Here is a 12,085-nt window from a genome sequence, read left to right as displayed (position 1 = left end):
TTGCTGCACAAGTTCCGGCTGGAAGTGAAGAAAGAAGCCTGAGGACTGGCTTGCCGGGCCGCGCGTGAAGCGTGGGCCGGCTGAAAGAAAGACGGGCGCCGCGTGGTTAGCGGCGCCCGTTTTAATGTGCGCGATACTGCTGCGCGTTGCTTCTGCGTGATGAGTTTCGCGGGAGTTTCGCGGGCGCATGGCGCTCTCGAGCGAGCGCGGCGCGCATCAGCCGCCTGCGCTAGCCACGGCGGCCTTCAAAGTGGATCAAGCCGCTTCCGCCGTATATTGCGCCGGCACGCCTTCCTGCATATTGGTCTGCATATACGCCTGCAAATAAGCCTCGAATTCCGCCTTCACTTCCGGATGACGCAGCGCGAATTCCACCGTCGCTTTCAGATACCCAAGCTTGCTGCCGCAATCAAAACGCGTGCCGAAATAGCGATAAGCCAGCACCTGCTCTTCGGTCAGCAGCGATTGCACTGCATCGGTCAATTGCAGCTCGCCGCCCGCACCCGGCTTCAACGCGCGAATATGTTTGAAGATGGTGGGCATCAGCACATAACGGCCCACCACGCCGAGATTCGACGGCGCCTTGTCCGGCGCCGGCTTCTCGACGATGCCCGACAGCTTGATCACGTTGTCTTCCCACTCGCGGCCATCCACCACGCCGTACGAGCGGCTGTCTTCACGCGCGATGGTTTCGACGCCGATCACCGAGCTGTGATAGTGATTGAAGGTATCGACCAGCTGGCTCATGACCGGCTTCGAGCTGTGCAGCAGGTCGTCGGCCAGAATCACCGCGAACGGGCTGTCGCCCACCAGTTTTTCGGCGCACAGCACCGCGTGGCCAAGACCGAGCGCTTCGGCCTGACGCACATAGAAACAGTCGACATTAGCCGGCTTGATGCTGCGCACCAGGTCGAGCAGTTTCTGCTTGTTACGCGCCTCGAGTTCAGCCTCGATCTCGTAGGACTTGTCGAAATGATCTTCGATAGCGCGCTTGCTGCGGCCCGTCACGAAGATCATCTCGGTGATGCCGGCGGCAATCGCTTCTTCGACCGCGTATTGAATCAGCGGCTTGTCGACGATCGGCAGCATTTCCTTAGGACTTGCCTTGGTAGCCGGCAGGAATCGTGTCCCGAGGCCCGCTACGGGAAACACGGCTTTGGTGACTTTCAGCATGGTAGGCATTCCCACATCGGTTAGAAATTAGTGTGTTCGCGGGCCAGGCGGCCAATCGATTTCGCCGGAAAGGCTAGCAAAAAATGACGCCAATGCCCACGTGAAATTTCCTCAATCAGAATAAATAAAACCATTCAATTTCGATATGCAGCGTGGCGATAAGCAACAATTACATATCGAAAATGGATTTATTTTTCGCAGATCCAGAAATTTCTACATATCCTGACAACTGGCCTACGGATGCGTGAGGCGCGCCGGCATACGGGCCGTTCGCGCCCGCCAGACGCCTCGCGCGCCGCGTTATTCGTTGTCGTCGAGCTGGGGCAGCTTGCCCGGATTCATGCGAAAACGGCGGATCGGCTCGTTGCGCAGCGCCTCCCGATAGGCGGAGGCGGCGACAAGGATCAGCAGCACGGCAATGCCGGCGAGTAAATGCAGGTTCATGACTTCACCTCGGGTCAAGAGAATCCGTCACACAAATTATCACGACAAAAGCGGTAAATAATTCGCCGCTACATCCGGATATATGCAATTACAATTCGTCACAAAATTGCCGTCTAATTCAATTCAGCGCGCAAATTTTTTTATCGATTTTTTGCCTGCGCCGTGCACTAGCATGTCATGCACCGTGGACGCGTACGGCGTCCGCGCGAACCCGCTTTTTCCTCCGTCAGAATAAGGACCGCGCATGAGCGACTCTGCACTGGATGCCGCCGGCTCATCCCTGCCCCTCTCCCCGCCCCGCACGACCGCCGCGTCGCGCGCCCACAGCGAAGCACGCGCGAACAGCGCCGGCAAGGAGCATGTCATCGACGCCATGCGGGGCTTCGCCGCCTTGCTGGTGGCCTATTTTCATTGCCGCCAGGTCGAATGGGTGGGCATGCAGGCGTTTCACCAGAGCGTGGGCCACGCCTTCAGCCTGAATGCGATCGCCGCGTATCTGACCTTCCCGATCGCGTGGGGCTCGGCGGGGGTGCCGATTTTCTTCGTGATTAGCGGCTATTGCATTCACCGCGGCGGCGCGCTGCGGCTCGCCGGAAATCCGGACTACCGGCTCGATACGGGCAATTTCTGGGTGCGCCGCTTCGCGCGCATTTATCCCGTGCTGCTCGCGGCGCTCGTGCTGACCTTCGCGCTCGACTGGTTCAGCCTGCAATTGCCGCCCGTCAATCACAAGATCCGCGAGATCGGCCTGCAGGCCTTCCTCGTCAACCTGTTCTCGCTGCAGGGCGTGGCCGGTCACACATTCGGCTCGAACGGCGCGCTCTGGACGCTATCGCTCGAAGTGCAGTTCTACGCGATCTATCCGCTGCTGTTCGCGCTGCGCCGGCGCATCGGCATGACCTGCGTGCTGGCGATCGTCGCGGTGATCAACGTGGTGTCCGCCTACGTGCTGGAGCGTCACGACATTCAGTTCTTCACGTCCTATTGGTTTTCATGGACGCTCGGCGCGTGGATCGCCGACACCCGCGCGCGCAGCGCGCCGCACGCCCGCTCGCCGGTGTGGCTCTACGCGCTCGCTGCCGGTTTCGTCGCGCTCGGTTGCGCGGCGTTCCATTTCGGTCAGTACGGTGCATTCCAGTTGTGGGCGATCGGCTTCGCGTTCTACCTGTACAAGGCGCTCGACCGCGGCAACGCGGACCGCACCCCCGGAGCCGGCATGCGCCTGCTATCGCGGTTCGGCGATTTCAGCTTCTCGCTGTATCTGATCCATCTGCCGATCTTCGTGCTGCTGTCGTCGCTGCTGTTCCGCTCGTCGCTGCAAATGTCGATCTGGCCTTCGTTCGGCTACATGCTGGTGGCTGTGCCCGCCGCTTACGTGTTCTACCGGCTGGTCGAGCTGCCGGCCATGAAGTGGTCGGCCAGTTTCAAGCCGAAAGCGGCGCTAAAACAGGCCTGAACGAGAGCAACAAGCCCGCGCAAAAAAAACGGAGCGAACGTCCTTGGACTTTCGCTCCGCTGCGCAAACGGCAGGGACTGGCCGAGCCCCTGCCTACCCCGCGTCGAACCCGCCTAAGCCGTTCTGGAGGCCGCCACGCGCTTCAGGATCTGCTCGACGCCCTCCACATAGGTTGCGGTGCCGAACCGGCCCAGCGCCGTCTGATATCCGTTCCGAACCAGCCTGTTACGCAGTTCGTCGTTCGAGCGCAATTCGGCGAGCGTGTCGGCGAGGCCGTGCGCATCCCCCGGCGTGCACAGCACGCCGTTCTCGTAGTCGTCGATGATCTCCAGCACCCCGCCCGCGCGCGCGGCCACCACCGGCCGCTGCGCCAGCATCCCTTCGACGATCACGCGGCCGAACGGCTCCGGCGTGATCGACGTGTGGACCACCGCGTCGACCGCGCACATGCAAGCCGCGATGTCGTGCTGGAAACCGAGAAAATGCACGCGCTCGCCGAGGTTGTGCGCGGCGACGAACGCGTGCAATTCAATCTCGTACTGATCCTCGCCGAACAACGGCGCACCCACCAGCACCGCATGCATCTGCGGATTGAGGACCATCGCTTCGAGCAGCACGTGCTGTCCTTTCCAGCGCGCGAGACGGCTGAACGAGCCGACCAGAAACGCATCCTGCGGCAGGCCGAGGCGCTGGCGCAGCGCCGCTTGCGGCACCGTGCGCAACGCGTCGAACGGCGCGGCGGAAATGCCGTTGAACACCACGTCGATGCGTTTTTCGTCGAACTGCGTGAGCTCGGCGAACGCGCGCGCCGAGGCGGCCGAATTGGCGATCACATGGGTGAGACCAAGACGCGCGCACCATTTGATGATCGCCAGTTGCTTACCGCCGAAATGCTCGGGGCTCACGATATCGCGCAGATGCCAGACCACCGGGCGCCGCGCCAGTTTGCCGGCGAGCGCGCCGATCACCATGGCGCGCTGGGTGTTCGCGTAGATCACGTCGGACTTGCGCGCGCGTTTAGCCGTGGCGCGCACGAGCGACATCAGGCCCTTGAGCGCCTGCCCCTTCGGCAATGAACCGCCCTGCTTGCGCACATGGCGCAGCGCGCCCGCATCGAGCACCTCGACCGCAACGCCGGCTTTGGCCAGCGCGGTGCGGAACGGGCCGTCGTCGAACAGCACGACTTCGATGCGCGAGCGCAATGCCTTGACGATCTCCAGCAACGACAACTCGGCGCCGCCGAGCACGCCGCTTTGATCGACGGCCAGAATGCGCGGCCCGTTGGCTGCGGTATCAGCCTTATACGGCACGTAGGACGGGAGTGTCGCCGTGCGCAGCGCCGGCACCGACGCGCGCACATGCGCGAAGAAACGCTCGCGGAAATGCGCGGCCGAAAACTGCTCGGCGTTCGCGCGGCAATCCAGTGGCGAAAAACGCTTCACGTGGTCGTCGAAACGTTCGACCGCGGCGATGATCGACTCGGCATTCTGTTCGTCGAAAAACATGCCGGTGGGCCGTGACTCGGACAGATCGCGCACGGTTTCGAGCGCACCGCCCTTGCCGTAAGCAATCACCGGCGTGCCGCAGGCTTGCGCCTCGACCACCGAAATGCCGAAGTCTTCTTCCGCGGCGAACACGAAAGCCTTCGCGCGGCTCATCCGGTCCTTGAGGACCTTGAACGGCTGGTAGCCCATGATCTCGACGTTGGGCCCCGCTTTCGCGCGGATCTTCTGCATGTCGGGACCGTCGCCGATCACGACGAGCTTGCGCTGCGGCATGCGCGCGAACGCTTCGACGATCAGATCGATCTTCTTGTACGGCACCATCCGCGAAGCGGTCAGATAAAAGTCGTCCTTGTCCGCGCACAGCGTGAATGCTTCGACATCGACCGGCGGAAAAATCACTCGCGCGTCACGCTGATAGACCTTCTTGATACGCCGCGCGATGAAGTCGGAATTGGCGACGAAGCCATCCACCGAATTCGAAGTGCGGATATCCCAGTTGCGGATGTAATGCAGAATCAGCCGCGCCATGGCCGACTTCAGGCCGGCGGTCAGCCTCGACTGCTTGAGGTACTGGTGCTGCAAATCCCACGCGTAGCGGATCGGCGAATGCACGTAGCTGATATGCACCTGATCGGGGCCGGTCAGAATGCCCTTGGCGACCGCGTGGCTGCTCGAAATCACCACGTCGTAGGCCGACACGTCGAGTTGCTCGATCGCGAGCGGCATAAGCGGCAGATACGAGCGGTACTTGGTGCGCGCGAGCGGCAGCTTCTGGATGAACGACGTGGTGACGGTTTTGCCGCGCAGAAAGCTGCGGTCGTCGAGAAAATCGACGAGGCTGAACAGGTCCGCGTCCGGAAAGCACGCAACGATCTGTTCGAGCACCTTCTCGGCCCCCGCATACGTGACGAGCCAGTCATGCACGATCGCAACGCGCACCGTTTTATCGCCACGAAATGCGGCGCGGCGCGGTGGCGCCTGAACACCGGGAACGGTGGTGAGTTCGGCCAGTGCGCTGCGCGTCGCGGGTTGCAGCACGGCTTCTTCAAGGACTTCGTGGTTCATGCGCTTTTCCTCGGATTCAGTCGCAACAGCAGTGAACGCGCAAGATCGCGCAAGGCAGGGGTCATCGTGATCGACCAGGCGACATTCGCGCCGACCATCAATACGCCGGCGACAATCGCCGCCGCGAGACCCGGCAGGAAGCTGGCAAGCCACAGGCTCGCCAGCAGGAAAGCAAGGTGGGCGAGCATGTCGAGCGCGATCTGCCGCGCGTGAATCGCCGACAGGCGCAGCAGCACCGCGTAGTCGAACAGCGCCCGGCCGGCCACGGCCACTGCCGCGCCCGTCAGACCGAAATGGGTGATGCCGAACCACAACGCGCCTGCAAACAGGGGCAATTCGAACAGACCGACGCGCGCGGCGGTGGCCGGATTGACCTGTGACTGGATCAGAATCCGCGTCACATTGGCCTGCCCGACGAGCCACACGGCAACGATCATGATGCGGCCCACGGGCGCCGCCACGGTGGCGATTTCATTGCCCACCCACAGATGCAGGAAAGGTTCGAGCACCAGCATCGCGACCAGCGCGACGGGCGTGAACACACCGTTGAGAAACTCCAGCGACTGCCGGGTGATGGTGTCGGCGTCGGCACGTCCGACTGCGGAGAGCCGCGGAAACAGTGTGCGCACCAGCGCCGTCGGCACGATGTTCAGACGCGTGACGAGGTTTTGCGGCACCGTGTAATACGTAACGAAACGCGCGCCGAGGCTCGTGCCGAGCATCACCCGGTCGAGCGAGTCGGCGATCATGGTGGTGACGCTCGCAATCAGCATCCAGCCGCCGAAATTGAACAGCCCTTTCGCCACGCCGAATTGCGGCGGCAGAACGCGGCGAATCTCCAGCACTTTCAGCGCGGAACGGCCCAGCAGAAGCGCGGCCAGGATCCGCGCGAACACCGCGGCGGCGAGCACGTTCTGCAAGGTCGCGCCCATCCACAGCGCGGCGCCGAGCGGCAGCAACTGGAACAGGAACGTGCCGATGGTCTGATTGGTGTTGTAGACGCCGAAGCGTTCCGCGCCGTTGATCGCACCCGCGAACACCCACGACACGTTGGCAATCGGAATCGCCACCGCGAGCCACGGCAGCGCCATATACACCTCGTGCTGCAACTCGGGCGAGACCTTGGTGAAATACGCGGTGTAGAGAAACGCGCCGAAGTAGATGATCAATCCGCCTATCACGCCGGTCGCGAGATTGAGCCATGTCGCGCTCCAGAACACGCGTGCGCTCTCTTCCTTGTCGCCGGATGCGCGCGCCTTCGAGATGTGATTCTGCGCGGCCATGCTCATGCCGAGATCGAGAATCCCGAAGTAGCCGATCAGCGTCCACACGAGACTGATCACGCCGTAGCGCTCGACACCGAGCAGCTTGATATACGACGGCACGGTCACGAGCGAGACGAAAGTCGGCAGCACCAATCCGAAGAAATTGATCGCTACGTTCTTGAGAATGCCTTTGTCCATCGGATGCCTTGGGGTTGACTACGTTTGCCTGCGTGCTGCCTGGGTCTTTCCTGCGTGTTGCCTCGCTATGCGAATGAAGCGTTCACGCCTCGCTCGTCAAGGTTTCCAGCGGTACATCATCACTTTGCCGCGCGCGTCTTCCTCGACGAACACGAGGTATTCGCCATTGGCGCGCCTGGAAGCGCTGATGCCGTTCGGCACATCGACCCAGCCCGACGCGCGGCCCACTTCCGGGCCCGGCCGGATCACGCCGAGCTCCTTGCCGCTGTCCTTGTCCCACACGTGCACCGCGCCGACCGGCTCGACGCCGAAGATGTATTGCCCCTCGACCGTCAGGCCGATGATGGTGGCGATGGGTTTGCTCTGCGTCTGCCACGGCAGCGTGACTGCATAGCGCTGCACCGGATTGCCGCTCGACCATTTGTCGTAGCGCACCAGCACGCGGCCCACTTCTTTCCAGAAGCCGCGATCGACCGGCGTGTCGGCCGTGTAGCCCGTCACATACATGGCGTCGGTGTCCGGGTCGTAGATCGCGCGGTGCAGTTCAGTGAACGGTTGCGGCACCGGGTACTGCGTCATGTTCGAGTACGCGTAGACCGGATTGCCCTTCGCGTCCAGCCCGCCGAAACGGAAGCGATAAATGCCCTTGGTATCGCGCGTGCGCCAGATGTCGCCAGCGGTATCGACCCACCAGCCCCAGCCGCCCGCGAGCTTCGTACCGGACGTATTGAGCGTGAATTCGTCGGTGTTGAACTTGCCGTCGCCATTCGCATCGCGCCAGATCCAGTCGCCGCCGGGCGGCGCATTCGGCACCTTGGCCACGGCGCGCTCACGTCCCGCGATGAAGCCCGAGGGAATCGCCGTCTCGCCGTCATGCTGCGGATCGAAGCGATAGATCTTCAGATGGTCGGCATACATGTCCGTGAGATACAGAAACGTGCGGCCCTTCAATTTGCGGGCGATCGGCAGGCCCGGGTACTGATCGGTGTGAAACACCGGGTCGTCCGGATACTTGAAGCGGTTCGACAGAAAACCCGCGTATTTCCAGTCCTGTCCGGCCGGCTTCGACAGATCGAGTTCGAAGCGTTTGTTGCCGGTATAGACGCTGTCCGGACGCGACGGATCGATCCATGCGCCGTCGACGAACAGCAGCCCCTGCACCTGCCAGTTCTGCTTTCCGTCCGGCGCATAGCTTTCGAGCGTGGCGCCGAGTCCCGCGCCGATCGGGGCGTAGCGCGGACCGATACCGTTGGTCGACACATACACGTTGCCGCGCGCATCCACGCCCACGCCGGTCAGTCCGTTGAAACGCTGCGAGCCCGGCTTGCCGGCAACGCCGCTAAAAATGCCGCCGTGCTCGCCGAGCGAGCCCGACTCCGCATAGCGGCCGTTATTCCTGCTGAAATACAGCACCTGTTGACGCGGACCGTTGTCCGCGATCAGGATGCGGCCTTGCGCATCGATCGCGATATCCACCGCAATCGTGCCGGCAGGCAGCGTGAAATTTTCGTCGATGCGTTTGCCCGCCGCCGTGTAGTGCTCGACGTGCGGCGCAGCGTCGTTGCGCGTACCGCTTAACAGCCACAGCGTGCCGTCCGGCGCCAGCGCGAGTCGACCCGGCTCGTGCACGCTCCAGGTGGTTTTCTGCTGCATCGATTCCGCGTCGTACACCTCGATACGATCGCGCGCCGTGTTGGCCGCGTACAGCGTGGTGTCGCTCGCCGCGAGGCCGCCGATTTCGGCGCTCGTGTCGGTCGGCACTTCGTTCATCATCAGGAAACCCGCCGCCAGTTGCGCATGCGGGTCGGCGCTTTTCGCTGCGGGCTGGAACGGGGCGGCGCGTTTCGGATCGGCGATCTGCCGGCGCGAAATGCCGAACCATTGCTTGCCCTTCTCCGGCCACACGCCCTGCTCGACCAGCCGGCCCTTCTCGTTGCCGACCGCGATCGCGACGAACGCATATTTGCGATTCACCGCAACCGCACTGCCGCCGCTGTTGCCCCAGCCATGCGTGCCCCCTGCGAAGCCGAGCATCTTGCCGTTCTGATAGACGCTCGCCTCAGCGCCGCTTTCGTCCCAGGGCGCGTTCGTATAGACCTTGCCGTCCGGCGTCACCGCGATGGCGGTGATGTTGATCTGCGCCCAGGTGCCGTCGCCGAAACCAAATGTGTTGCCAATCCATGACGTCTTCGCGTTCAACGCGGTTTCCGCATGAACCGCGAAACTGACCGATTGCGCAGTCAGTCCGGCGGCGCATGCGAACACGGCGAGCCAGCTTTTGAACGTGAAACGGGGCAAGGTATTTCCTCCAATCAACGCTGCGCCGCGCGCGCCGGAACTTGGCTCGCGCGCAGATCGCGGGTGCACAACCCAGTGAAATGACGGTACGAATCGCGGTCGATCTCGTGATGCAAGTCGCCAGAAGCCATGCAAGGACATGAGACAGATTCGTGCGCGGACAGGACTCAGGCAGGCGATGACAAGAACAGTTGCCGCGAGTCCGGTGCTCCGGCAGCGAGGCGAGGCGCGAAGCCCACGCGCCGTCCTTGGCCGCCCAATCCGCACGGCTCACATTACGCGGAAAAAACACCGCGACGAAAATCGAAAATAATTCAAAAATATTCGGCGCTTTAAGCGTTGTGAAAGAATTCAATTTAAAAATCGATTAAAAACAGATCGACTGCGGCGCATATCGCCGTACGCGCCTTTGCGGCATCCTTACCGATCTTCCGCGCGGCGATCCGCATTTATTACACGGCTGCTCATCCATTCGATACAAGCATAAAAATCCATTGCGAATGGACAACGAAACACCCTGTTGCAATCTGATTCATTTATCCAATTCATTCCCGTTTTTTCACGATTTTCTTTTCCCTAGAATCAATTGCACTTCCGTTGCGACGCGAAGCGAGCGCGCCTGTTCTCCGCAACCCTCGCGCGATCCTTCGCCCGGCCCATCTGCTTCACACCATGGACGGTTCATGACTGCCAGCGCACTGCCCTTAGCGCCCTCCCACTCCCGCCGCATCGTGCAGCTCGACGGCTTGCGCGCCATCGCCGTGCTCGCCGTGTTCGCGCAGCACGCGTTGAAGGCGCCGCTGTGGATGGGTGTCGATCTGTTCTTTGTTCTGAGCGGGTTTCTGATTACCGGCATCCTGCTCGAACGCAAGGCGCGTGGGCAGTCGTATTTCGGCTATTTCTACGCGCGCCGGGCGCGCCGCATCCTGCCGCCCTACGTGCTGCTGATGGTGGTGTCGTCGATTCTGTTCGGCTTCGGCTGGGCGCAGCACTGGCAGTGGTACGCATTCTTCGCGACCAATATCGGCGACGCGCTCAACCAGAGTGGTCACGACAGCCTGAATGTGCTGTGGTCGCTCGCTGTCGAAGAGCAGTTCTATATTTTCTGGCCATTCGTGATCCTGCTCGTGCCCGAGCGCGTGCTCGGCTACGTGGCGGCCGCGTTGATCCTGCTCGTGCCCGTGCTGCGCGCGGTGGCCACGCCCTGGTTCGATTCGTTCTGGCCAATCTATTACCTGACGCCGTTCCGCATGGATCTGCTCGCGGCCGGCGCGTTGCTGGCGGTCGCCGTACGGCGTGACCGCAATGCGCTCGAGCCGTTCAAGGGGCTCGCAGTGCTGGGAATGATCGCGGCGCTCGCGGTGCTGGCGTGGCTGCACCTGCACTTTCCGCGTTTTCGCGCGGCTAACACGCCGCTCTCGAATGCAGGGCTCTATAGCGTTTCGTTGGTGCTTTGTACTTCCGTCGTGGTCATCGCCCTGCAAAGCAAGGGCATCGTCAAACGGCTGCTGTGCAATCCCGTGCTCGTCTATATCGGCACCATCAGCTACACGATCTATCTGATTCACCTGAGCGTGCTGTACGCGCTGTGGCCGCTGCATCTGAACCGCTATGTGACCGCCGCGCTCGCGCTAGCGATCACGCTCGTCTACGCCACCTTCACCTGGTTCGCATTCGAGAAGCGCCTGATTTTCGGCTCGGCGGGCAACGCGCATGCGCCGCTAAAAGCGCAGACGCATCCCCAACCGCAAACGCAGCCCGCAGCGGGCGGCGGCGTCAGCACGGCGCCGCAAGCGCCGCAAAGCCGCGCATGAAGCGCCGCGCATGGCTCGTTGCAAGCGTATGGGCGAGCGCGGCGATGCTCGGATCGGCCGCGCTCGCCACGACGCCGGGCCCGCGAACGCAAGTGCTGATCGAGGCCTACGGCGATTCGACCACGCTCGGCATTCCCTGCAGCGACGGCCATTGCGGCCCGCAGGCGCAAAACGCGGTGACGTATCTACAGGACGAATTGCAGGCGCATCACGGCGGCCAGGTGCGCGTCACGAACTACGGCGTGGGCAACACGATGGCGATGCAACTGCGCGACGGCACGGGCAATCGCCGGGCCGGGCCGACGGCCAGTCTGCCGTGGCAGGAGCGGCTCGCCGCTTCGCCCGCGCAGATCGTGCTGATCAACTACGGCATCAACGAAGTCATGCAGAACCAGACGCCCGAGCAGTTCTACACGGCCGAGACGGCGCTCGTGAAGACCGCTCGCGCGCTCGGCAAACAGCCTGTTCTGCAGACCGCGAACCCGATGCCGGACAACCGGCTCAATGCGCGGCTCGCCACGATGGTCGAGATGACACGCCGGGTGGCCACCGAGCAGCAGGTGCCGCTCGTCGATCAGTTCGCCTACATCAGCAGTTTGCCGGACTGGAAGACGTTGATGTCCGACGGTGCGCATCCCAAGCCGGGGTTGTACCGGCTGAAGGCCGAACAGGATTTTCAGGTCGTCGAACCGTTGGTGCGGCGGCTGCTGGACGGCACGCCGTGAAGCGCTTTTTCAAGTGCGTTTCGCCTCTTCGGCATCTTTGCCGCGGGCGAAAACGTGCTTCTGAGATGTGCTTTCCGAGTGCCGATGAAATGCGCCTTAACCGGCGCGACTGCTTTTTCTTTTTCTTTTAACAATTCCGAAG

8 protein-coding genes are annotated in these 12,085 nt (G+C 62.4%); 3 read left to right on the top strand and 5 right to left on the bottom strand.

The features are described 5' to 3' along the window. Positions 1-255 precede the first annotated feature (255 nt). Together galU and P0D70_RS12535 are read right to left on the bottom strand one after the other, a co-directional pair. Entirely contained in the window at positions 256-1,173 is a 918-nt protein-coding gene (galU, locus tag P0D70_RS12540; protein ID WP_408184707.1) for a UTP--glucose-1-phosphate uridylyltransferase GalU, read from the bottom strand. Between the two features lie 300 nt (positions 1,174-1,473). Next, positions 1,474-1,617 (bottom strand): hypothetical protein, encoded by a 144-nt coding sequence (locus P0D70_RS12535; protein ID WP_007181947.1) that lies wholly within the window; start codon positions 1,615-1,617, stop codon positions 1,474-1,476. A gap of 244 nt (positions 1,618-1,861) precedes the next feature. Here P0D70_RS12535 and P0D70_RS12530 point away from each other — a divergent pair, with 244 nt between their 5' ends. Next, complete coding sequence (locus P0D70_RS12530; protein WP_408184706.1) at positions 1,862-3,073, top strand: acyltransferase family protein; 1,212 nt, start codon at positions 1,862-1,864, stop codon at positions 3,071-3,073. Between the two features lie 113 nt (positions 3,074-3,186). Here the strand turns inward: P0D70_RS12530 and P0D70_RS12525 are convergent, their stop codons facing one another. The 3 genes from P0D70_RS12525 to P0D70_RS12515 all read right to left on the bottom strand — a co-directional run bounded on the left by P0D70_RS12525 (position 3,187) and on the right by P0D70_RS12515 (position 9,404). Continuing rightward, complete coding sequence (locus P0D70_RS12525; RefSeq protein WP_091794264.1) at positions 3,187-5,643, bottom strand: glycosyltransferase family 4 protein; 2,457 nt, start codon at positions 5,641-5,643, stop codon at positions 3,187-3,189. Then, on the bottom strand, positions 5,640-7,106 hold the full coding sequence (locus tag P0D70_RS12520) for a flippase (protein ID WP_091794267.1): 1,467 nt from the start codon (positions 7,104-7,106) through the stop codon (positions 5,640-5,642). The genes P0D70_RS12525 and P0D70_RS12520 overlap by 4 nt, the downstream gene beginning before the upstream one ends. A gap of 96 nt (positions 7,107-7,202) precedes the next feature. Then, positions 7,203-9,404, bottom strand: a complete 2,202-nt coding sequence (locus P0D70_RS12515; protein ID WP_408184705.1) for an NHL repeat-containing protein — start codon at positions 9,402-9,404, stop codon at positions 7,203-7,205. A 683-nt stretch (positions 9,405-10,087) separates the two neighbouring features. On the opposite strand from P0D70_RS12515, the gene P0D70_RS12510 reads away from it, so the two are divergent. Together P0D70_RS12510 and P0D70_RS12505 are read left to right on the top strand one after the other, a co-directional pair. Next, positions 10,088-11,218 (top strand): acyltransferase family protein, encoded by a 1,131-nt coding sequence (locus P0D70_RS12510; protein WP_408184704.1) that lies wholly within the window; start codon positions 10,088-10,090, stop codon positions 11,216-11,218. Beyond that, the gene (locus tag P0D70_RS12505; protein ID WP_408184703.1) at positions 11,215-11,943 is read left to right on the top strand and encodes an SGNH/GDSL hydrolase family protein; all 729 of its coding nucleotides are present in this window, start codon (positions 11,215-11,217) and stop codon (positions 11,941-11,943) included. The genes P0D70_RS12510 and P0D70_RS12505 overlap by 4 nt, the downstream gene beginning before the upstream one ends. The last annotated feature ends 142 nt before the right edge of the window (positions 11,944-12,085 follow it).

It is taken from the genome of Paraburkholderia sp. RL17-381-BIF-C, from assembly GCF_046026435.1.
Taxonomy (GTDB): Bacteria; Pseudomonadota; Gammaproteobacteria; order Burkholderiales; family Burkholderiaceae; genus Paraburkholderia.
Note: the sequence above shows the minus strand (reverse complement) of the source record. Positions and strands in the feature narration are given on the sequence as shown.